Raw genomic sequence first — 21,458 nt, forward strand, 5'->3', positions numbered from 1 at the left:
GGATGGAACTGGTGAGGGCTGCTTGATTTTTTCTTTTAAAAAACAAGGGGATATTTTTTGTTTGATGAGAGGCCGGCTGTGCCGGGCGAAGGGCCAGTCAGGCCATGCGCTCAGTGAAACCCTTTGAAGAAATCAGGGGTTTGACCCTCAACCTCAGAACGCAAACGTCTCCCGCCGCGGCGACGCCGGCTGCGGCACCACCTCGGCGCTGCGCAGGGTTTCTTCCTGGCGGCGCTGCTCGGCGGCTTCGGCGGCTGCCGCGGCTTTGGCGGCGGCCACGGATTTGCGCACGGCGACCACGGCCTTCTGCGTGGCGCGGGCTTCGGCCAGGGCCTGGGCCTGGGTCGGCATAGGCACGGTTTCCCAGGCGCGGGCCACGCTGCGGGCCTGGGCCACGGCCTGGTTGAGCGCGGCGAGGGCGCTGGCGTCTTCGCTGCCGCCGCCCAGGTCGACGCCACAGCTGCTGTGGCTGGTGACCGCGCTGCCCGGTGCCAGGGCCACGGTTTGCACGAAGTTCGGGTCGGCGATGGTCACCGTGTACTGCTGCTGTTTGAACGGTTCGCTGAGCAGGGTCAGGGTGGCGGCGCGGCAGGCCGAATAGAAGTACAGCCCCGAGGCTTTGTTCAGGTCGAGCTGGGCGGTTTCGATGGCGCCGGCCGGCACTGCGTCGAAGGCCAGTTGCAGGGCCACCTTGTAGCCGGAGTTCTCCACCACGGCGAAGGCGCTGCCGGCGCCGCGCTGCGCGCTGGGCAAAAGCGTTTGCACATCCACCGCCATCGGCAAGGCCGGCGGGTTGGCGCTGGTGGCGCGGCTGCCGCGGTCGATGCTGGCGGCCACCGCGACTGGCTGGGCGGGCGGCGCCGCGGCCGGTTCGTTGCCCTTGGCCAGGCTCAGGCTGCGCACCAGGCGGGTGCTGTCGAGGGTCGCCAGGCGCGGCGCGGGGCTACCCGGCTGGGGCTGGAAACCAAACTGGGTATGCGCGCCGCTGGCCTCGGCGGGCAGCGACAGCAGGGCAGGCGGAGTGCCCTGGGCGACGGGGCGCAGCAACAGAATGGACTTGGCCAGGGTGAATTTGCCCAGGCCGCTGTAGTCGGCGGTGTCGCCGCCCGCGTCGAACTCAACGTAGCGCCAGTGCGCGGTGGGTGCACTGCACCCGGCCAACAACGGCGCGCCCAGCAGCAGGGCCAGCAATGGCGTCATCTTCACAGTCGTACTCCCACGAACCGACCACGAGGGATCGGGCGCATCCATGGCGCCGGTGCCGAAAGCGCGAACATAGTCCTGTGCGGGAAACTTGTCCAGTGGATTGGTTTAGTCATCGTACAGGTTGAAAACCCCGCCCGAACCCATCGCCCACCCCGGGCAAACCTCGATAACAGCCACCGCCGCGACCACCAACGCCCTGCGTAAAATTACCGCACCCCCCTCTAGCGCCAAACTAGGTTGTACGATAACGTATCGCACATCACGGCCTTGACCGTAGGCCACTGAGCCTTACCCGCACAACGATAACAAGTGGGAGTTTTACCGCATGCACGCGAACAAGCCGACGCACGTGCGTTACTTGATCCTCTTTCTGCTGTTCGTCGTCACGACGATCAACTACGCCGACCGCGCGACCATCGCCATCGCCGGCTCCAGCATCCAAAAAGACCTCAGCGTCGACGCCGTCACCCTGGGCTTTATCTTCTCCGCCTTTGGCTGGGCCTACGTGGCCGCGCAAATCCCCGGTGGCTGGCTGCTCGACCGCTTCGGCTCGAAGCGGGTTTACGCCTTCAGCATCTTTACCTGGTCGGTGTTCACCATCCTCCAGGGCTTTGTCGGCTTTCTGCCCATCGCCACCGCGGTAATGGCGCTGTTCACCCTGCGCTTTCTGGTGGGCATGGCCGAAGCGCCGTCGTTCCCCGGCAACGCGCGGATCGTCGCGGCCTGGTTCCCGACCCAGGAGCGCGGCACGGCGTCGGCGATCTTCAACTCGGCGCAGTACTTCGCCACCGTGCTGTTCACCCCGTTGATGGGCTGGATCGTCCACGCCCTGGGCTGGGAGCACGTGTTCGTGGTGATGGGCGCGCTGGGCGTGGCGTTCTCGCTGGTGTGGCTCAAACTGATCCACAACCCCAAAGACCACCCCATGATGGGCGCCGCCGAATATGCGTTGATCCGCGACAACGGCGCGGTGGTCGACATGGACCAGCCCGGCGCCCGCAGCGGCGGCCCGCAGTGGGGCTACATCCGCCAGTTGCTGAGCAGCCGGATGATGGTCGGCATCTACCTGGGCCAGTACTGCATCAACGGCATTACCTACTTCTTCCTCACCTGGTTCCCGGTGTACCTGGTGCAAGAGCGCGGCATGACCATCCTCAAGGCGGGGTTCGTCGCTTCGTTGCCGGCGATCTTCGGCTTCATTGGCGGCGTGCTCGGCGGGGTGATCTCCGACTGGCTGCTGCGCCGCGGCCACAGCCTGACGTTCTCGCGCAAGCTGCCGATCGTCTGTGGCCTGGGGTTGTCAACCAGCATGGTGATCTGCAACTACGTGCAGCTCGACTGGCTGGTGGTCGGCCTGATGGCCCTGGCGTTCTTCGGCAAGGGCGTGGGCGCGCTGGGCTGGGCGGTGATGGCCGACACCTCGCCCAAGCAGATCGCCGGTATCAGTGGCGGGCTGTTCAACATGTTCGGCAATATTGCCTCGATCACCACGCCTATCGTGATCGGCTACCTGATCAGCGCCACCGGTTCGTTCAAGTGGGCGCTGGTGTTCGTGGGCGCCAACGCGCTGGTGGCGGTGCTCAGCTACCTGTTCATTGTCGGGCCGATCCGCCGCGTGCAACTGCACGATGAAAACGGCGAGCCAGTGCTCGACGCCAAACCCGTACAAGCCTGATTCATAACAAGAGAACAACGGGGGTTCCCCATGCAAGCCGTAGAACTGATCGAACATTCCGACTCGCCGCGTTACGTGCGCCTGCACGACAGCGACAACGTGGTGGTGGTGGTCAATGACCAGGGCGTGGGCGAGGGCAGTGTGTTCCCCGACGGCCTGACCACCATCGAGGGCGTGCCGCAGAGCCACAAGGTGGCGCTGGTCGACATCCCCGAAGGCGCCCCGGTGCGCCGTTACGGCCAGGTGATCGGCACCGCGTTGCAGTTGCTGCCCAAGGGCAGTTGGGTGCAAGAGCACCAGTTGGCCATGCCCTCGGCCCCGGAGTTGGACAGCCTGCCGATGAGCGACGCGGTGCCGGCGCCGCTGCCGGCGCTGGAGGGTTACACCTTCGAGGGGTACCGCAATGCCGACGGCACCGTAGGCACCCGAAACATTCTCGGCATCACCACCACCGTGCAGTGCGTGACCGGGGTGCTGGAGCACGCGGTCAAGCGCATCCGCCAGGAACTGCTGCCAAAATACCCGAACGTCGACGACGTGGTCGCCCTGACCCACAGCTACGGCTGTGGCGTGGCGATCAACGCGCGGGATGCATACATCCCGATCCGCACCGTGCGCAACCTGGCGCGCAACCCCAACCTGGGCGGTGAAGCGCTGGTGATCAGCCTGGGCTGCGAAAAGCTCCAGGCCGGCCAGGTGATGCACGAAGACGACCCCTCGGTAGACCTTTCAGACCCGTGGCTGTACCGGCTGCAGGACGCCGGCCACGGCTTCACGGAAATGATCGAGCAGATCATGGCCCTGGCCGAAGTGCGCCTGAAGAAACTCGACCAGCGCCGCCGCGAAACCGTGCCGGCCTCGGAGCTGATCCTCGGCATGCAGTGTGGCGGCAGCGATGCCTTCAGCGGCATCACCGCCAACCCGGCGCTGGGCTACGCCGCCGACCTGCTGGTGCGGGCCGGTGCCACGGTGATGTTCTCGGAAAACACCGAAGTGCGCGACGCCATCTACATGCTCACCGCCCGCGCGGAAAACCTCGAGGTGGCCAACGCGCTGGTGCGCGAAATGGACTGGTACGACAAATACCTCGACCGCGGCGCCGCCGACCGCAGCGCCAACACCACCCCGGGCAACAAGAAGGGCGGCTTGTCGAACATCGTCGAGAAGGCCTTGGGCTCGATCGTCAAGTCTGGCAGTGGCGCGATCAACGGGGTGATCGGCCCGGGCGAGCGGGTAAGCCGCAAGGGGCTGATTTTCTGTGCCACGCCGGCCAGCGACTTTGTGTGCGGCACCCTGCAACTGGCCGCCGGGATGAACCTGCACGTGTTCACCACCGGCCGCGGCACGCCCTACGGGCTGGCGATGGCGCCGGTGGTGAAGGTCGCCACCCGTACCGAGCTGTCCACGCGCTGGCATGACCTGATCGACATCGACGCCGGCCGGGTGGCCAGCGGGCGGATGAGCATCGAGGAGTTGGGTTGGGAGTTGTTCCACTACTACCTGGACGTGGCCAGCGGGCGCAAGCAAACCTGGGCCGAGCAGCACCGGTTGCACAACGACATTGTGTTGTTCAACCCAGCGCCGATTACCTGATAGGGCCCTTCGCCCGGCACTCCGGCTGTGCCGGGCGAAGGGCCAGTCAGGTCATGCGCTCGGCAAAACCACCTGGAAGAATCAGGGCTTTTGACCTACTCAGTCATTCACATCCATGAACTCACTGGCCCAGCTTTTGTAGGTGTCAGGCATGGTGTAGGTGGCGGTCAGTTCGCTGGCGCTGAGGTCGGAGGTGCTGCGAGTGACCTGGCGCTGGGCGCGCAGGTGGTCGTAGGTGGCCTTGATCGCGGCGAAGTAGGCGCCGTGGCCGGCGACGATGACGCGCACACCGAGAGAGGCCAGGCGCGCGTAGTCGGTGAGCTTCTGGTTGCCGTAGGTAACCAGCGTCACCGGCACGCTGAGGTGCTCGACAATCTGCTCCAGGTGGTCGAAATCCTTGACCCCAACCATGCAAATACCGTCAGCGCCGGCCTTCTGGTAGGCGCGGGTACGCTGGATCACTTCCTGCACCGGCACCACGCCGGCGTGGGTGCGGGCGATGATCGACAGCTCGCGGTCGTCGCGGGCTTCCAGCGCGGCGCGGACCTTGCCCACGCCTTCGTCGATGCTGATCAGGTCCGTCGATTTGTGCCCGAATTGCGCCGGCAGCAAGGTGTCTTCGATGGTCAGCGCGGCCACGCCGGCGCGTTCGAGTTCCTGCACCGTGCGCATCACGTTGAGGGCATTGCCGTAGCCGTGGTCGGCGTCGGCGATGAACGGCAACTGCGCCACGCGGCCGATGCGCGCGGCCTGTTCAACGAACTCACTGAGGGTGATCAGGGCGAAGTCAGGCGCGGCAAGCACCTGCAGTGAAGCTACGGAGCCACCGAGGATACCGACCTCAAACCCCAGGTCACCGGCAATGCGCGCCGACATCGGGTCGAACACCGAGGCGGTTTGCACACAGGTGGGGGTCTGAACTTGCTGGCGAAAGGCGCAGCGCAGGTCGCGATGGGAAAGTCTGGGCATGGTCGCTCCGGTACGGCTTGGTCGGTTAGCCGGTCATCATGGTTTTAAATGTGTAGGAATATTACCACGCCCGCCCGTCAATCATGGCGTTTCCAGACAACCTGAAGGCGCATTCATCGCGGTTTTGCTGGGTAGCGCGCGTGGGTTTTCACTACATGGCCGCCGGGCCGGGCAAAGGGGCGCTTACGGCATCACACAGGCAAAACTCCCCGCCGCATCGATGCTGCCACCCTGGTACTTGGCCACCTTGGGGTAGGGGCACAGCGGCCGGGTGCGGGCCACGGTGTCGCCGCGGTAGGCCGCGGCGATCATCGCCTCGGGTGCGCGGCCCTTGGCCACCCAGTCGTCCAGCGAAGCGATCACGTCGGTTTCCGGGGCGTTGGCCGCCGGCGCCTTCCAGTTGTCCTGGCCGAACTGGTTGGGGCCGATGCCGCCGGCGCAGTGGTCCATGCCCGGGACCAGGAACAACCGGCTGAACTGCGCCGTGGGCGCGGCGCCGAGGGTGGCCTGCACACGCTGGTAATAGCTGATCGAGCTTTGCGCGAAGATGTTCGCATCGCGCAGGCCGTGGAACAGGATCAGCTTGCCGCCGGCCTTCATGAACGGCGAGAGGTCGGGGTTACTGGGCGCATAGGGCGCGTAGGCGTCGACGGCTTGGCGGGCGTCGGCGTCGAAGTTGAAGTTCAGCCATTTTTCCGCCGCCCATTGCGGGCCGAGCACCCAGGTCAGTGGCCCGGGGCTGGCGTCGACGATCGAGGTGCCGGTGGCCAGGTGGGCGATGCGCGCCCGCGCGCCGCCGGCGTTTTCCGCGCCGGCCGGGAACGCCGGGTAATAGCGCTCGCCGGTGCGTGGGTTGACCGGGCCGTTGCGCAGGGCGGTGAGGGCGCTGATCTGCGGCCGGGTCAGGCAGGTGTCGGTCTCGGCGCCGCTGCACAGCAACGGCTCGAAGCTCACCTGGCAGTGCGCCGGGTCGTCGATCTGGCCGTCTTCCAGGCCATCGGTGGCGTCACACTGCTTGAGCACCGCGGCTTCGATCGCCGGCAGCTTGCTCGCGGCAATCGCCGCGCCCGGTGTGCCCTGGGTTTGCACGTAGCTGAAGCCCTGAAACAGGCCCACCCCGGCAAAGTCGATACCCGGCGCGCCGGCGACGATGCCGTTGTAGTCGGTGGGGTAGTTGGCCGCTTCGGTCATGGCCTCGAAGCCGCCGCTGGAACAGCCGGCGAACAGCGCGTACTCCGGCTTGCGCTTGTAGTACTGCTCGGCCACGGCCTTGCCCAGTTGGGTCATCTGGTGGATGGCGCGCTGGTGGTAGTTCTCGCGCAACTGTTCATTGCCAGCGATCTGGATAAACCCGCTGGTGGCGTGGGTGCCGACGTCGGTGTTGGCCACCGCAAAGCCGCGGGCCAGGCCATTGGCCAAGGCATCGTAGACGATCTTGCCGGCAAAGCCGCCGTTGCCGGTGCCGAGGAACCGGCTGTTCCAGCGTTGCGCGGGCGGCAGCCAGATCTCATGGTTGATGCTCGCGCCGATGGCCGGCGTGGTGCTGATGCGCACCCGGCAGAACGGCTGGCTGTAGGCCACCCGCACGCCCTGGAAATGCGCCGAGGTGGCGCCGTTAACAAAGCCGACGTCGGTCACCTGAGCCTCACCGATGGCCAGGCTGGCCAGGGCCTCGCAGGCCTGGGCGTCACCGAGCCAGGCGGTTTCGCTGGGGCGAGTGGGGTAAATATTCCCACTTGAGTAGAACGCAAAGCTCAGGAGCACGAGGGCAGCTGCCGCGAGGGCCAGAAATCTCATGTAGGTGCTCCGATGATCTTATGCCGGAATGGGACAGCAAAGTTTGTGCCAATACGTACAAGATCATCGGCGCCGCAGATGAAACCTTGAGTCGCGCCGCCTAACCTGGGTGCAGATTGGCTAAGCCCAGCGCCGCTGCCTCGCGTACCCCGGCATAGGCCATGCAGCGGTCGAGCTCCTCGGCGAGCAGCGCCAGGCTGCGCGCCGCGCCGTCATAACCGCCGGCGGCGAGCCCATACAGTGCCGCGCGGCCCACCCACACCCCTTGGGCGCCCAGCGCCAGCGCCTTGAACACATCGCTGCCGCGGCGCACGCCGCTGTCCAGCCACACCGGGCAGCGGCCGTGCACCGCGCTGAGTACCGCCGGTAGCACCTGCAGCGGGCTGGGCGCGCTGTCGAGGTTGCGCCCGCCGTGGTTCGACAGCACCAGCGCATCGGCACCAGCGTTCAGCGCGGCCAGGGCATCTTCGGCGCAGCCCAGGCCCTTGACGATCAACTGACCGCCCCAGCGCTCGCGCACCTGGGCCAGCGCCGCCCAGGTAGCCGCCTCGTTGCGCTTGACCGGCGCCCAGCGCTCGCGCTGGCGGGCGCTGACGCTGTGGCGCAGGCCGGGCGGGTAGTTCTCGAAGCGCGGCATGCCGCCGGCGGCCAGGTAACGGCCGATCACTCCCAGCAGCCAGCCGGGGTGCGCGGCAAAGTCCAGCGCGTTACGGCGGTTCAGGCGCATCGGCACGCTGAAGCCGTTGTGGGTGTTGTACTCGCGGTTCGGTTGCACCACGGTGTCGACCGTCAGCACCAGCGCGTCGAAGCCCGCCGCCTTGGCGCGGTCGATCATCGCGTCGCTGCTGGCCTGCTCCGGCGCCAGGTACAGCTGGAACCACAGCGCCCCGTCGCAGGCCCGGCGAACCGTTTCCATCGGGGTGATCGAGCTCATCCCCAGTACATAGGGCACCCCAGCTTGGGCGGCGGCCCGGGCCAGGGCGGTTTCACCCTGGTACCAGAGCAACCCGGCGGCGCCAGTGGGGGCGACCACCAGCGGCAGCGCGTGGGCGCGGCCGAGCAGGGTGGTGGCGCTGCTGCGCTGGCTGACATCCACCAGCGCCCGCGGTTTGATCTTGATCGCCTCGAAGGCCTCGCGGTTGTGCCGCAGGGCCACTTCGTCTTCGCTGCCGCGCGCGACGAACTCATACAGCCCGCGCGGCAGCCGGCGCTGCGCCAGGGCGCGCAGCTCATCGATGTTCTGCGCCGCGGCCCAGCGGCTCATGGCTTGAGCCATACGTTCTTGAGCGACGACAATGCGCCATCCGGCGCTTGCGACACGCCGCCCAGGCGCTTGGAGTAGACCGAGAAGTTGCGCATCTCGAACAGCGGCAGCACCGGCAGGTCGGTTTGCGCGATGCGCTGGAAGCGCTGGAAGCTGGCCACCCGCTGCGGGCCTTCGCCTTGTTGCTGGATCTGCTCGATCAGCGCGTCCATCTCCGGGTTGCGGTAGTTCGATGCGTTCACCCAGGGGATGCCGGCCTTGATGGTGCTGGAGGTGTACTGGCGCAGCACGCCCATCTGCGGGTCGGAATACCCCGAGAACTGCCCGCCATTGATGTCGAAGTCATACTCGCCGTAGACCTTGCGCAAAAAGCTCGGCAGGTCCTGGTTGCGCACCGTGGCCTCGATGCCTACCCGCTTGAGGTTCTGGCGGATGTACTCGTCGGTGTTGGCGAAAGTGTCGTTGAACGGCTGGTGGTCAAGGGTAATGCTGAAGCGCACGCCATTGGCCTGGCGTGGGTAGCCGGCGGCGTCGAGCAGTTGCTCGGCCTTGGCCGGGTCATAGGGGTACTGCGGCAGGCCGGGGGCGTGGAAACGCGCCACGCTGGAGACGATCGGGCTGTCAGCGACCTTGCCGAAGCCATACCACACGGTGTCGATCAGCCCCTGGCGGTCGATGGCCTGGGCAATCGCCTGGCGCACCTGCAGCTTGGCCAGGGCGGGGCGGCGCAGGTTGAACTCAATGAAGTAATAGGGCGCTTGCCACTCGTAGCCGTGGGTGTCTACCACCAGGTCTGGCAGGGCCTTGATCCGTTGCACATCGGCCAAGGGGATGGGGTTGTAGGGCGCGTACTGCACCTCGCCGGTTTCCAGCGCGGCGGCGCGCGAGGCGGCGTCGGGGATGATCCGGAACACCAGCTTGTCGACCAGCGGCTTGCCGGCTTCCCAGTAGTCGGGGTTTTTCTCCAGGGCGATGTACTGGCCGCGCTCCCACTGCTTGAAGCGGAACGGCCCGGTGCCCACCGGCTTGACGTTATAGGGGTTGCTGGCCACGTCGGTGCCGGCGTAGAGGTGGCGCGGCAGCACTTGCGATTCCACCGCGTTGACTGCGCTGAGGATCACCGGCGAGGGGTGATCGAGCTTGAGCACAGCGGTGTAGGCATCCGGGGTCTGCACCTCGCGCACCGCAGCGAAGGTCACCCGGCCGCGGGCGTGGAGTTTTTTCCAGACTTCTTCGAGGCTGTACTTTACATCCGCCGAGGTGAACGGCTGGCCGTCGTGCCATTTCACCCCGTGGCGCAGGTGGAAAGTCATGCTCAGGCCGTCGGCGGAAGTTTCCCAGGACGTGGCCAGCGAGGGCTGTGGGTTGAAGTCCTGGTCATAGCTGACCAGCCCGTCGAAGATGTTGCTCGAGACCACGCCGTTGGCGTAGGTGTTGTTGATGGCGCTGGTCATCGCCGTGGGTTCGGGTTGCACGATGGCGGTGAGGGTGCCGCCGGGGCGTGGGGTTTCGGCCTCGGCGCCGGTGGCCAGGCCAAGCAGTAGCGTGAGCGCGGGCAGCGCCCTGATCAGTGAGGTGAGCACGGGGTAACTCCGGATGAGTAAGGGTGGGCTGGGAGTGCCCTTCGCTCGGCTGTGCCGTAATGCTGTTCACTTGAGCCTTTCACTGCGTCGCGCGGGCGATCAGTCTGTGAGTGCTGCTGATGCCGTGCATGAGCTTCAGGGCCTATCGCCCGGCACAGCCGGCCTCCCACCAGTTTTGTGTAAGCCATTGATTTTTAAATCAACACAGGCCCCGTGGGAGGCCGGCTGTGCCGGGCGATAGGCCAGTCAGCTCATGCGCTCAGTAAAACCCCAGAGAGAGATCAGGGCTTTGAACCTGAGATTCAACGCTCTGATTGCTCAAGTGAACAGCACCCCCGGCAGTGCCGGGCGAAGGGCCTCCGAAGGCGTTAAGGGCGAATCTGGAACCGCGCGTGGCGGTGGTCACCCACTTGCCGCGGCAGGTCTTCTTCCCAGGCGATGTACGCCGCGCTGGCCTCGGCGTTGCCGTCGTGGCGGTCGTGCAGCCAGAACAGGTAGTCGAGGCGCTCGGCATCGGCCAGCGGCGGGTTGCCACCCACGACGATGCCGGCGGCGCGCCACTGGGCGGCGTCGCCGGTGACCACATAGGCTGGCAGGCCTTGCTCGTGCAGCTCCAGCGCCACGCCGCGGGCCAGGGCGAGGTCTTCGGCGAACACCAGCACCTGGCTGGCAGCCTTCAGCCGCGCCGGCAACCCCGCCAGCCGCGCGCGGTTCACCCACAGCGCGCCGTGTGGGGCGTGCGCCGCATAGGCCGCGCTGCGGTCGGCGGCCAGCGCCACGGCAGTGCCCTTGAGCCAACCGGCGGCGGTGGCAGGATCAATGTACTGCACCCCCGCCCAGCTCGGTTGCGCCACCGGCCGGGCGTTGGCGGCGGGGTCGATGCCGACCAGCACGCTGGCCTGCCAGCCGAGCTGCGCCAGCCAGTGCGCGGTGGTGGTGGCGCGCACGCCGTCGTCATCGTTGAGCACGATGCGCGCATTGCGCGTGGCCACCCACAGGTCCAGTGCCTGCACCAGTTGCCCGCCGGGCACGTGGCGGGCATCGGCGCGGTGGCTATGGGCGAATTCCTCGGCGCTGCGCACATCGAACAGGTAGGTGGTGCGCTGCGGGTCGGCCTGCCAACTGGCGAGGGTGGCGGCGTTGACCCGCGCCACCCCGTGGCGTTCAGCCAGGCGTTCAGCGCGCAGCACCGCGGCATCGCGCGCGGCGCCGCTGAGCGGGCCGTAGTGGCGCGAATCGTGGTTCACCGTGTGCAACCCGGCCAGGCGCCAGCCCTGGGTGCCACCGGCCAGGGCCACCACGCGGTTCGGCACGCCGGCGTTGATCAGCGTTTGCGCGCCGACGATCCCGCGGGTGCGGCCGGCGCAGCTGACCACCACCAAGGTGTCGGCCGAGGGCACCAGGTCGTCGAAGCGGTACAACAGCTCGGCGCTGGGCACCCCCACCGCGGTCGGCACATGGAAGCGCTGGTATTCCTCCAGGGTGCGGCTGTCGAGCAGCGCATAGTCGGCCTGGGCGTCGATCAGCTTGGCCAGCTCGGCCGCCTCGATGGCCGGGGTGTGCAGGCTGTGCTCCACGCATTCGGCAAAGGCCTTGCTCGGCACGTTGATGCCCTGGAACAGCGCCAGCCCCGCCTGCCGCCAGGCCTCGAGGCCGCCGTCGAGCAGGTGCACAGCGGTGTACCCCAGCGCCGCCAAGCGCCGCGCCGCCAAGGCGCCCTGGGCGCTGTTCTCGGCCAGCAGCACGGTGCGGGTGGCGCGCCGTGGTACCCGCGGCGGCAGGTCGGTTTCGAGCTTGCTGTAAGGCACGTTCACCGCCAATAGCGGGTGGTTTTCGCCAAACAGGCCTTCTTCGCGGATGTCGATGAACGCCAGTTCATCGCCGTCTTCGAGCCAGGCCTGCAGGGTGGAGAGGGGCAGCACGGCAGTCATGGGGCAGTCCTTATCGTTAAAAAGGTTACAGGCGCAGGCCGGCCTGCTTGAGCAGCGGCAGAATGCGCGCGCCGAAGTAGGCCAGCTCGGTGTGGTAATCGATGAAGCACAGCTGCAAGCCGTCGCAGCCGGCGGCCTTGAGCTGGATGATCTGCTCGACGATTTGCTCCGGGGTGCCCACCAGCTGGATATTGCCGCCAACGATCCGCTCATCGCGCTGGTGGCCGCGCCACGAGCGGCTGTCGCCGGTGGCGTGGGTGTGGAAAAACCCTTCCACGGCGCCGTCGTCGGCCTGGTCGAGCACGCCCTGGTAGACCGCCCAGGCCTCGGCCTCGGTGTCGCGGGCGATGACCATCGGGTTGACCAGTGTGCGCACGTCACGGCCAATCGCGGCGGCGGCGTCCTTGACCTGGCGGTTGACCGCCGGCAACGCCTCGATGGCCGCTTCGAAGCGCGCCCCGGCCGGGCTGGTGACGAAAATCAGGTCAGCCTGGCGCACCGCGTGGGCGATGCCGGCCGGCGAGCTGGTGGCGCTGACCATGATCGGCCGGCCGTGGGCTGGCCGCGGCGTGACGTAGGCGTTGTTCAGTTCCCACTGCTCGCTGCGGTAGTTGAGGTTGGCGTCTTCGGTCCATAGCCGTTGCAGCAGGTCGACGTATTCGCCGGCCAGTTCATAGCGGCGGTCGTGCTCGATCTGCTGCTGGCCGAACATCGCCCATTCGTCTTTACGGAACCCGGTGACCAGGTTCAGCCCCCAGCGGCCGCCACTCATGTGGTCGAGGGTGGCGCCGAACTTGGCCAGGTGCAGCGGGTGCCAGGGGCCGTAGAACACGTGCACGGTGGAAATCAACACAATGCGCTCAGTCACCGCGGCCAGGCCGGCGGCGCTCATCAGCGCGTCCAGCGCGGTTTCGCGGTAGCGCATCTCGCCACCGAAGCCCCCCTTGGGCAGCCAGTGCGCCGGGCCGAACACCAGGTCCAGGCCCAGGGCCTCGGCGCTGCGGGTCAGCGCGGCGTTGTAGTCGAAGGTCCAGTCGGTCTCGCGCGGGTAGGCCGACATCGTCCAGCCGCCGTTGTGGATGGGCAGGAACAGCCCCAGCAGCAACGGTTGGCGCAAGGCCTCGTGCAGCGGGCTGGTGGCGGGCAACGCAGAGAGTACGGGCGCATGCATGGCAGTGTTCATACCTTGGTGCTGATCGGCGGCAGTTGGTCGTTGAGCAGGTAGTCGCCCACCAGCTGGGTTTTCCACGCGGCCGGGTCGTGGGTGGTGTGGGTGCGGGCATTGCGCCAGTGGCGGTCGAGGTTGCGCGTTTGCAAGGTGGCCGAGGCGCCACCGACGCGAAACAACGCTTCGCTGTTGCGCAGTGAGGCGTCGTTGGCCGCGACCTTGGCTTCGGCCACCGCGATCGACGCCTTGGCCAGGGCCTGGTCGGCCTCGGCGCCGGCTTCAAACAGCACCACCGCGCGGTCGAGAATGCCCGCGGCGCGCTCGAGCAGGGCTTCGGCGGCATGGGCTTGGATGGCCATTTCGCCCACCGCCTGCTGCACGTACGGGTCGCCGCCGGCGCGGTCGGTTTTCGCCTCCGGCACCGGCCGCGCCGGGCCCCGGCCAAAGGCCACGGCATCCTCCAGCGCGGCCAGGGCAATGCCCACGTCGATGGCCGCGTGCAGCACCTGGGCAAAGGCGCCTTCGTAGGTGCGGCGGCTGTTCCAGTGCGGCAGGTGAAGGATTTCACTGTCGGCCACGGCCACCGCGGTAAAGCTGACGGTGCTGCTGGCGGTGGTGCGCTGGCCCATGCCGTTCCAGTCGTCCACCACCTGCACGCCGCTGCGGTTCACCGGCACCAGGGCCAGGGCGCGGCCCTGCGCGGTGTTGGCCAGCACGTAGAAGTGCTGGGCGAACAGGCTGCCGGTGGCGTAGTGCTTGGTACCGTTCAACTGCCAGGCATCGCCGTGGCGGGCCAGCGCGGTGCTGATCTGCCCGACCACCGCGCCGCCGCGCTCGGCCGAGGCGTTGGTGATCATCCCGCCGGCGCCGATCAGCCCCAGGTAGTGCTGCTGTTGCGCGGGGCTGGCGTGGATGCGCAGTTTTTCGACGCCGCAGGCATGGGGCTGCACGGCCTGGGCGATGTTGGGGTCGCCCTGGGCGATCAGCACCAGCAGTTGCACCAGTTGCAGCACGCTGAGGCCAGCCCCGCCAAAGGCGGCCGGCACCCGCGCGGCGAGCAGGCCGTGCTCGGCCAGGGCTTGCACCTCGGCATGCGGTAACTGCCGCTCGCGGTCGCGCTGGCTGGCGCCGGCGGCGAAGCGCTGGCTCAGCGCGCGGGCGGCGGCATGCAGTTGGTCGAAGCTGGGTGGGGCGGGCACGGCGGGGTTCAAGGCGTTCACAGGGTCAGTTCCGGTAGTCAGGTTCGCGGCGGTCGAGCAGGCGGCGCAGGGCATCGAAGTGCAACTGGTAGCCGGGCTTGTACTGGGCGCCAGGGGCGTCGTGCAGCGGGGTGTTGTGGATCTGGTCCTGCACCTTGTTCACCTGCGCGGCGCTCAGGGTGCGCAGCGGCTGGCCGGTCCAGAGGGCGAACAGTTGCACCCGTGCGGCGCGTTCCAGGGTGTACAAGCGGTCATAGGCTTCGGCCACGCTGCGGCCGGTGACCACGACGCCGTGGTTGCCCATGAACAGGATGCTTTTCTCGCCGAGCACCTCGGCCAGCCGCTGGCCTTCGTCGGTGGCCCGGGCCAGGCCGTCATAGCCTTCGTCGTAGGCGATCTGGTCGATCAACAGCGCTTCGGTCTGGCCGAGCATCTGCAGCTGCTGGTTCTGCAGGCGGGTAAGGGCACCGGCGTAGGGCATGTGGGTGTGCAGCACCGCCGCGTGCTTGGGGTGGGCGGCGTGGATCGGCGCGTGAATGCAGTATGCCGAGCGCTGGATGATGCCTTCGCCCTCGATCTGGCGGCCGTCGAAGCCGATCACCATCAGCTCGCTGGCGGTCACCTCAGACCAATGCAAGCCAAACGGCGGCAGCAGGAAGCGGTCGTCGGTGCCGGGCACGGCCAGGCTGAAGTGGTTGTAGATGCCTTCGCTGAAGTCGTGCCACACCGCCAGGCGGTGGGCGGCGGCGAGGTCCAGGCGGGCCTGGGCCACGGCGCTATCAGGGCGGGGCAGGTTCAAGGCGGTACTCATGCGGGCGCTCCAAGGGTGGCGTCGTAAAGGTGGCAGGCCACCTGGTGGCCCGGCTGCAGGGCGCGCAGGCGCGGCGCCTCGGCCTGGCAGCGGGGGTGGGCCTGCGGGCAGCGGGTGTGAAAACGGCAACCGGCCGGGGGCTGGTAGGGGCTGGGCACATCGCCACCCAGCACGGTTTTGCTGGCGGCGCGGCTGTGGGCAGGGTCCATCACCGGCACCGCGGCGATCAGCGCCTGGCTGTAGGGGTGTGCCGGGCGTTGCCAGAACAACGCGCGGTCACCCACCTCGACCACTTCGCCCAGGTACATCACAGCGATACGGTCGGCGACGTACTGCACCACCGAGAGGTCATGGCTGATGAACAGGTAGGCCACGCCTAACTGCGCTTGCAAATCGCAGAGCAGGTTGAGGATCTGCGCCTGCAGCGATACATCCAGTGCCGACACCGGCTCGTCGCACACAATCAGCGCGGGCTTGGGCGCCAGTGCCCGGGCGATGACCACCCTTTGGCGCTGGCCGCCTGAAAGCTGGTGCGGCAGGCGGCTGGCCAACTCGGCGTGCAGGCCGACCTGCTGCATCAGCTCGGCGACCCGCGCCTGGCGCTCGGCGGCGTTCAGTTCGCCGCGGGCGCGTAGCGGTTCAGCGATGGCCTCGGCGATGTTCATCCGTGGGTCGAGGGCCGAGGAGGGGTCCTGGAAGACCATCTGCACCTCGAAGCGGCTGGCCTTCAGCGCGCGGCCGCGCAGGCTGGCGAGGTCGACCCCGCGCACGCGGATTTCCCCGGCTGACGGCTTGACCAGGCGCACCAGCGCCTTGCCCAGCGAAGATTTGCCGCAGCCGGATTCACCGACCAGGCCCAGGGTTTGCCCGGCGTCCAGGGCCAGGTTCACCGCGCTGACGGCGTGCAGCTCGCCACGGGCCGTGGCGTAGCGCACCGACAGGTTGTTGACGTGCAGCAGCGGGGTCATGCCTGGGCCCTCTGGGCAAGCGGTTGCGGGGCATAGGGGTGGTGGCAGGCGACCAGTGCCGCCGGCGCCACCGCGCTGGCTGGCGGTTGCTGTTCGCACGCGGCGCTGGCCCGCGGGCAGCGCGCGGCAAAGGCGCAGCCGGCCGGCAATTGCGAGAGCATCGGTACCATCCCGGGGATCTCGCGCAGGCGCTCACGGGTGGCCGCCGGGTTGAACCGCAGCGCCGGGCGCGCGCCGATCAGCCCTTGGGTGTAAGGGTGGCGCGGCTGGGCAAACAGGCCGTGCACGGGCTGCTCCTCGACCTTGCGCCCGGCGTACATCACCATCACCCGGTCGGCGGTTTCGGCGACCACGCCCAGGTCATGGGTAATCAGGATCAGGCCCATGCCCAGCTCGCGCTGCAGGTTGGCCAGCAACTGCAGGATCTGCGCCTGGATGGTCACGTCGAGCGCGGTGGTCGGCTCGTCGGCAATCAACAACGAAGGCCGCCCGGCCAGGGCCATGGCGATCACCACGCGCTGGCGCATGCCGCCGGAGAACCGGTGCGGGTAGTCGGCCAGGCGTTTGTGCGGCTCGGGAATGCGCACCAACGCCAGCAGTTCGGCGGCGCGCGCCTGGGCCTGGGCGCGTGGCAGGCGCTCATGGGCCTGGATCGCCTCGATCAATTGCTCGCCCACCGTCAGCACGGGGTTCAGCGCGCTCATCGGGTCTTGGAAGATCATCCCGATATGGCGGCCACGGTAGCCGCGCAGGGCGGCCTCGCTGAGGGTGGTGAGTTCCTCGCCACGGTATTTCACCGAGCCGCCCAGGCGTGCCTGGCTGCCGTGCAGCAGGCGGGTGAGGGCGAGCGCGGTGACCGATTTGCCGCAGCCGGACTCACCGACGATGGCCAGGGTTTCGCCGGCGTGCACGTGCAGCGACAGGTCATTGACCGCCACCAGCGGCGCCGTGGCGCTGCCGAATTCCACCCGCAGGTGGCGTACGTCTAGCAGGGGCGTGGTCATTGGGCCTCCGAACGGGGGTTGAGCACATCGTTGAGGCCGTTGCCCAGGTACATGAAGCCCATCACCGCGATGAAGATCGCCGCGCCGGGCACAGCGGTCATGTACCAGGCGGTGCGCAACGACGAACGCCCGGCGCCGACCATGCTGCCCCAGGAAATCACGCTGGGGTCGCCCAGGCCGAGGAACGACAGCGAGGCTTCGGTGAGGATCGCCTGGGCAATCAGGATGGAGGTGGCGACGACCACCGGGGCGATGCTGTTGGGCAAAATATGCCGCCAGATGATCGCCGGGTGCGCCAGGCCCATGGTCACCGCGGCGCTCACGTAATCCTGCTGGCGCACGCGCATTGCCTCGGCGCGCACCAAGCGGGAGATTTGCGGCCAGGAGGTGATGCCAATGGCGAACACGATGCTGCCGATCGACGGCTGCAGGATCACCACCAGCAGGATCGCGAACAAGAAGCTCGGCATGGTCTGGAACAGCTCGGTCAGGCGCATCAGGCAGTCATCGGCCCAGCCACCGAAATAACCGGCCACCACCCCCACCAGGGTGCCGACCAGCACCGCCAGGGTCGCCGCGCCCAGCCCGACCAGCAGCGACACCCGTGCGGCGTGGAACATCCCCGCGGTGATGTCGCGGCCGAGCATGTCGGTGCCCAGCGGGTAAGCGGGTTGGGCGCTTGGCCAGAGGTTAGGGCGGGCGACGATGTCAAACGGGTCACCCGGGTACAGCAGGTTGGCCAGCGCCGCCGCGGCGGCGATCGCCAGCAGGATGAACAGCCCGAGCAGCAGCGCCCGGGAACGCCACAGGCGGCTCATGAGCGCACCTCGATACGGGGGTCGAGCAAGGCGTACAGCACATCCACCAGCAGGTTCATCAGGATCACCAGGAACGAGCTGCACAGGAAGATCCCCAGCAGCAGGTTGATGTCGCGCTGGAACACCGCGTCGAACGCCAGCCGGCCGAGGCCCGGCCAGGAAAACACGGTTTCGACCACGATCGAGCCGCCCATCAGCGAACCCAGTTGCAGCCCGGTGATGGTCACCAGCGGCAGCAGCGCGTTGCGCAGCACATGGCGCAGGGCAATGCGCAGCTCGCCAATGCCCTTGGCGCGCGCGGTGCGGATGAAGTCCAGGCCGTACACCTCGAGCATCGCCGAGCGGGTGATGCGCACGTAGATCGACAAGTAAAAGAACGACAGGCTCAGCGCCGGCAAGGCCATGTAGCGCGCGCGGTCGAGCAGGCTGGCCCAGAAGCCGTCGACCCCGCCGATGGTTTGCATGCCGGCCGAGGGCAGCCAGCGCAGGTGGATGGAAAACACCACGATCAACAACAGCCCCACCCAGAACACCGGGGTGGCAAAACCGATGGTCGAGACTGTCGAAATCAACTCATCGACCCAGCGCCCACGGTAACGCGCCGCCAGCGCGCCAAGGCCAATGCCGAGCACCGCGGCGATGGCCACGGCCACCAGCATCAGGCTGAGGGTGGCCGGCACGCGCTGGGCGATCAGCTCGGCCACCGGCAGGCTGTTGCGAAACGAATAGCCCAGGTCGAGGTGCGCCAGGTTGTTCAGGTAACGGCCGAACAGCACGTAATCCGGGGCGTCAAGGTCGAACTGCTGGCGCAACTGGGCCATGTATTCAGGGGTGGCCGCGCCGGCTTCACCGGCCATCACATCGACCATGTCGCCCGGCGCCAGGCGCAGCAGCAGGTAGGCGCTGAACACGATGACCAGCGCCACCGGCAGCAATTGCGCCAAGCGGCGCAGCAAGTATTTGGCAAAGGCTGGCATCTAGATCACCGGGTCCGCGCCGCCGTTGATCGGTACCACCGCGCCGGTGATGAAGCGCGCCCGCGCGCTGGCGAGAAACAATGCCAGGTCGGCGACCTCCTCAGGCTGGGCAAAACGCCCCAGCGGCACCTGCGCTTCGGCGTCGCGCAGCGCTTGTTCCTTGCTGATGCCGCGGCGCTGGGCCTCGAGGCTGATTGCCTGGTCGACCCGGCCGGTGTAGGTAAAGCCTGGGTTGATCACGTTGATGCGCACGCCATACTGGGCGTAATGCTTGGCCAGGCCGACCGAGCTGAGCAGCAGCGCGGCGTTCGCCGAACCGCCGGGCAGGTGGGTGGCGGTGGGCTGCTTGCCGCCGGTGCCGACCACGTTGACGATGGCATGGCCCAGCGGCGTGTGCTGCGCCTTGGCCTGGGCCAGCCAGCGCCGCAGCACGGCGTCCTGGGCATGGATGTACGGAAAGAACTTCGCCTCCAGCGCGGCCCGCCACAGCGCCGGGTCGAGGCTTTCCGGCTCGCTGCGGCGGGCGGCGCCGGCGCTGTTGACCAGCACGTCGATGCCACCCAGGAGTGCCTCGGCCTGGGCGATGGCCGCCTCGGCCGCGGCGGCGTCGCTGAGGTTGGCCGCGATGATGTGCACCTTATGCCCGGCGTTGGCCAGGGCCTGTTGGGCCTGGGCCAGGGTGGCTTCGGTGCGGGCGATCAGCGCCAAGCGCGCGCCCTGGGTGGCAAAGGCCTGGGCGATGGCCAGGCCAATGCCTTGGCTGGCGCCGGTGACCACCACGTTTTTACCGGTCAGTTCGAGGTCCATGGGGTTCTCCTCAAGGGGTGATGGTCACGTCTTTGAGCGAAGACAGCGCGCCGTCCGGGGCCGTGCTCACGCCCTGCAGGCGCTTGCTGTAGACGGTGAAATTCTGCTGCTCGAACAGCGGCACCACCGGCAGGTCCCGCTGGGCGAGGCGCTGGAACTGGTAGAAGTCGGCCTGGCGCTTGGCCGGGTCGGCTTCCTGCTGCAGCGCGGCGATCACCGCGTCCATCTCGGCGTTGCTGTAGTGCGAAGCGTTGCTCCACGGCACGCCGGGGGTGATGTTGCTGCTGGCGTATTGGCGCAGGCCGCCGATTTGTGGGTCCATCATCGGTACCCAGCGGCCGGTGTTGATGTCGAAGTCGTAATCGCTGTACACCCGCTTGATGAACCCGGCCAGGTCCTGGGTGCGCACGTTGACCTCGATGCCGACCTTCTTCAGGCTCTGGCGGATGAACTCCGACTGGTTCTTGAAGCCCTCGTGGAAGGGTTGGTAGTCCACGTTGAGGCTGAACCGCGTGCCGTCTGCCTTGCGTGGGTAGCCGGCTTCATCCAGCAGCTGGTTGGCCTTGGCCAGGTCAAAGGGGTACTGCGGCACGCCGTCGGTGGTATAGAACTGCTTCAGCGACGACGGCACCGGCCCGGTGGCAGGTTTGCCCAGGCCGTACCAGACCACGTCGATCAGTTGCTGTTTGTTCACCGCCTGGTCAATGGCCTGGCGCACCTTGAGGTTGGCCAGGATCGGGTTGCGCAGGTTGAACTCCATGAACACATAGGCCGCGGAGGACTCATAGCCGCGCTTGCTGACCACCAGTTCCGGGTCTTTGCTCAGGCGCTCGACGTCACTGAACGGCACCGAATCGTACGGCGAATACTGCACCTCGCCGGTTTCCAGCGCGGCGGCGCGGGAGCTGGCGTCGGGGATCACCCGGAACACCAGTTTGTCGACCTTCGGCTTGCCGGCTTCCCAGTAGTCGGGGTTGCGCGCCAACTCGATGTACTGGCCGCGCTCCCATTTGACGAACTTGAACGGGCCGGTGCCGATCGGGTTGAGGTTGTGCGGGTTCTGCAGGATGTCCGTGCCGGCGTAGAGGTGGGCGGGGAGAATTTGCGCTTCGTTGGCGTTGATCGAGCTGAGGATCACCCGCGACGGCGAGCTGAGCTTGAACACCGCGGTGTACGGATCGGGGGTGAGCACATCCTGCAACGCGGCAAAGGTGTTACGGCCACGCGGGTGAACCTTCTTCCACACCTCCAGCGCCGAGTACTTCACATCCGCCGAAGTGAACGGCTGGCCGTCGTGCCACTTCACGCCCTGGCGCAGGTGGAAGGTGATGCTCAGGCCGTCGGCGGCGATCTCCCAGGCGGTGGCCAGGCTTGGCTGCGGTTGCATGTCTTCGTTGTAGCTCACCAGCCCTTCGTAGATGTTGTTCGAGACCACGCCATTGGGGAAGTTGGTGTTGAAGGTCGAGGTCAGGGCCACGGGCTCTGGCTGGACGATGGCAGTCAGGGTGGCGGCGCTGGCCGTGAAGGGCAGCAGGGTGGCCACGGCGGCGGCCAGCAGGCCAGCGCGGGCCAGGCGCGAAGTCGGTAGGGCGAAGGGCATGGGCACACTCGGTCAGGGCTGCGGCACGGTCAGCGCAGCGGGGTCAATGCTTATGGGGGCCCGGTGGTCCGGTGCTGGGCAACTTAAC

The 21,458-nt window shown here is 67.5% G+C and carries 17 protein-coding genes; 2 read left to right on the forward strand and 15 right to left on the reverse strand.

Annotated features, from left to right (window positions below; all coding sequences use genetic code 11):
* Positions 1-153 precede the first annotated feature (153 nt).
* Positions 154-1,200: a hypothetical protein gene (locus ACFZCE_RS26365; protein WP_390943494.1), complete on the reverse strand. Its 1,047-nt coding sequence runs from the start codon at positions 1,198-1,200 to the stop codon at positions 154-156.
* 331 nt (positions 1,201-1,531) lie between these two features.
* On the opposite strand from ACFZCE_RS26365, the gene ACFZCE_RS26370 reads away from it, so the two are divergent.
* Both ACFZCE_RS26370 and garD read left to right on the forward strand, forming a co-directional pair.
* Positions 1,532-2,881, forward strand: coding sequence for a D-galactonate transporter (locus tag ACFZCE_RS26370; RefSeq protein WP_390943495.1), 1,350 nt, complete (start codon positions 1,532-1,534; stop codon positions 2,879-2,881).
* 30 nt (positions 2,882-2,911) lie between these two features.
* On the forward strand, positions 2,912-4,474 hold the full coding sequence (garD, locus tag ACFZCE_RS26375) for a galactarate dehydratase (RefSeq protein WP_390943496.1): 1,563 nt from the start codon (positions 2,912-2,914) through the stop codon (positions 4,472-4,474).
* Positions 4,475-4,573: 99 nt separating this feature from the next.
* On the opposite strand, the gene ACFZCE_RS26380 is transcribed toward garD, so the two are convergent.
* From ACFZCE_RS26380 to ACFZCE_RS26445, 14 genes are all read right to left on the reverse strand, one after another.
* A complete protein-coding gene (locus ACFZCE_RS26380; RefSeq protein WP_390943497.1) occupies positions 4,574-5,443 on the reverse strand; it encodes an isocitrate lyase/phosphoenolpyruvate mutase family protein in 870 nt (289 codons plus the stop codon).
* Positions 5,444-5,626: 183 nt separating this feature from the next.
* Positions 5,627-7,240, reverse strand: a complete 1,614-nt coding sequence (locus ACFZCE_RS26385) for a tannase/feruloyl esterase family alpha/beta hydrolase (protein WP_390943498.1) — start codon at positions 7,238-7,240, stop codon at positions 5,627-5,629.
* A 100-nt stretch (positions 7,241-7,340) separates the two neighbouring features.
* Complete coding sequence (locus ACFZCE_RS26390; RefSeq protein ID WP_390943499.1) at positions 7,341-8,504, reverse strand: alpha-hydroxy-acid oxidizing protein; 1,164 nt, start codon at positions 8,502-8,504, stop codon at positions 7,341-7,343.
* On the reverse strand, positions 8,501-10,087 hold the full coding sequence (locus tag ACFZCE_RS26395) for an ABC transporter substrate-binding protein (protein WP_390943500.1): 1,587 nt from the start codon (positions 10,085-10,087) through the stop codon (positions 8,501-8,503). Before ACFZCE_RS26395 ends, ACFZCE_RS26390 begins: the two co-directional genes overlap by 4 nt.
* Positions 10,088-10,455: 368 nt before the next feature.
* Complete coding sequence (locus tag ACFZCE_RS26400; protein ID WP_390943501.1) at positions 10,456-12,018, reverse strand: rhodanese-like domain-containing protein; 1,563 nt, start codon at positions 12,016-12,018, stop codon at positions 10,456-10,458.
* A gap of 25 nt (positions 12,019-12,043) precedes the next feature.
* Entirely contained in the window at positions 12,044-13,189 is a 1,146-nt protein-coding gene (locus ACFZCE_RS26405) for an LLM class flavin-dependent oxidoreductase (protein WP_390943502.1), read from the reverse strand.
* Positions 13,190-13,197: 8 nt separating this feature from the next.
* Complete coding sequence (locus ACFZCE_RS26410) at positions 13,198-14,385, reverse strand: acyl-CoA dehydrogenase family protein (protein WP_390943503.1); 1,188 nt, start codon at positions 14,383-14,385, stop codon at positions 13,198-13,200.
* 25 nt (positions 14,386-14,410) lie between these two features.
* Entirely contained in the window at positions 14,411-15,196 is a 786-nt protein-coding gene (locus tag ACFZCE_RS26415; RefSeq protein ID WP_390943504.1) for a class II aldolase/adducin family protein, read from the reverse strand.
* Positions 15,193-16,164, reverse strand: a complete 972-nt coding sequence (locus tag ACFZCE_RS26420) for an oligopeptide/dipeptide ABC transporter ATP-binding protein (protein WP_390943505.1) — start codon at positions 16,162-16,164, stop codon at positions 15,193-15,195. The genes ACFZCE_RS26415 and ACFZCE_RS26420 overlap by 4 nt, the downstream gene beginning before the upstream one ends.
* Complete coding sequence (locus ACFZCE_RS26425; RefSeq protein WP_390943506.1) at positions 16,161-17,168, reverse strand: oligopeptide/dipeptide ABC transporter ATP-binding protein; 1,008 nt, start codon at positions 17,166-17,168, stop codon at positions 16,161-16,163. The genes ACFZCE_RS26420 and ACFZCE_RS26425 overlap by 4 nt, the downstream gene beginning before the upstream one ends.
* Positions 17,165-17,986, reverse strand: coding sequence for an ABC transporter permease subunit (locus ACFZCE_RS26430; RefSeq protein ID WP_390943507.1), 822 nt, complete (start codon positions 17,984-17,986; stop codon positions 17,165-17,167). Before ACFZCE_RS26430 ends, ACFZCE_RS26425 begins: the two co-directional genes overlap by 4 nt.
* Positions 17,983-18,963: an ABC transporter permease subunit gene (locus tag ACFZCE_RS26435; protein ID WP_390943508.1), complete on the reverse strand. Its 981-nt coding sequence runs from the start codon at positions 18,961-18,963 to the stop codon at positions 17,983-17,985. Before ACFZCE_RS26435 ends, ACFZCE_RS26430 begins: the two co-directional genes overlap by 4 nt.
* The gene (locus tag ACFZCE_RS26440; RefSeq protein WP_390943509.1) at positions 18,964-19,770 is read right to left on the reverse strand and encodes an SDR family oxidoreductase; all 807 of its coding nucleotides are present in this window, start codon (positions 19,768-19,770) and stop codon (positions 18,964-18,966) included.
* Between the two features lie 10 nt (positions 19,771-19,780).
* Positions 19,781-21,370 (reverse strand): ABC transporter substrate-binding protein, encoded by a 1,590-nt coding sequence (locus tag ACFZCE_RS26445; RefSeq protein ID WP_390943510.1) that lies wholly within the window; start codon positions 21,368-21,370, stop codon positions 19,781-19,783.
* Positions 21,371-21,458 lie beyond the last annotated feature (88 nt).

This window comes from Pseudomonas sp. NPDC007930, from assembly GCF_042958985.1.
Lineage (GTDB): Bacteria > Pseudomonadota > Gammaproteobacteria > Pseudomonadales > Pseudomonadaceae > Aquipseudomonas.

Coding starts and splice junctions, on each gene's coding strand:
- ACFZCE_RS26365 (WP_390943494.1), bottom strand. CDS start 1,200: ATGACGCCATTGCTGGCCCTGCTGCTGGGCGCGCCGTTGTTGGCCGGG.
- ACFZCE_RS26370 (WP_390943495.1), top strand. CDS start 1,532: ATGCACGCGAACAAGCCGACGCACGTGCGTTACTTGATCCTCTTTCTG.
- garD (WP_390943496.1), top strand. CDS start 2,912: ATGCAAGCCGTAGAACTGATCGAACATTCCGACTCGCCGCGTTACGTG.
- ACFZCE_RS26380 (WP_390943497.1), bottom strand. CDS start 5,443: ATGCCCAGACTTTCCCATCGCGACCTGCGCTGCGCCTTTCGCCAGCAA.
- ACFZCE_RS26385 (WP_390943498.1), bottom strand. CDS start 7,240: ATGAGATTTCTGGCCCTCGCGGCAGCTGCCCTCGTGCTCCTGAGCTTT.
- ACFZCE_RS26390 (WP_390943499.1), bottom strand. CDS start 8,504: ATGAGCCGCTGGGCCGCGGCGCAGAACATCGATGAGCTGCGCGCCCTG.
- ACFZCE_RS26400 (WP_390943501.1), bottom strand. CDS start 12,018: ATGACTGCCGTGCTGCCCCTCTCCACCCTGCAGGCCTGGCTCGAAGAC.
- ACFZCE_RS26405 (WP_390943502.1), bottom strand. CDS start 13,189: ATGCATGCGCCCGTACTCTCTGCGTTGCCCGCCACCAGCCCGCTGCAC.
- ACFZCE_RS26415 (WP_390943504.1), bottom strand. CDS start 15,196: ATGAGTACCGCCTTGAACCTGCCCCGCCCTGATAGCGCCGTGGCCCAG.
- ACFZCE_RS26420 (WP_390943505.1), bottom strand. CDS start 16,164: ATGACCCCGCTGCTGCACGTCAACAACCTGTCGGTGCGCTACGCCACG.
- ACFZCE_RS26425 (WP_390943506.1), bottom strand. CDS start 17,168: ATGACCACGCCCCTGCTAGACGTACGCCACCTGCGGGTGGAATTCGGC.
- ACFZCE_RS26430 (WP_390943507.1), bottom strand. CDS start 17,986: ATGAGCCGCCTGTGGCGTTCCCGGGCGCTGCTGCTCGGGCTGTTCATC.
- ACFZCE_RS26435 (WP_390943508.1), bottom strand. CDS start 18,963: ATGCCAGCCTTTGCCAAATACTTGCTGCGCCGCTTGGCGCAATTGCTG.
- ACFZCE_RS26440 (WP_390943509.1), bottom strand. CDS start 19,770: ATGGACCTCGAACTGACCGGTAAAAACGTGGTGGTCACCGGCGCCAGC.
- ACFZCE_RS26445 (WP_390943510.1), bottom strand. CDS start 21,370: ATGCCCTTCGCCCTACCGACTTCGCGCCTGGCCCGCGCTGGCCTGCTG.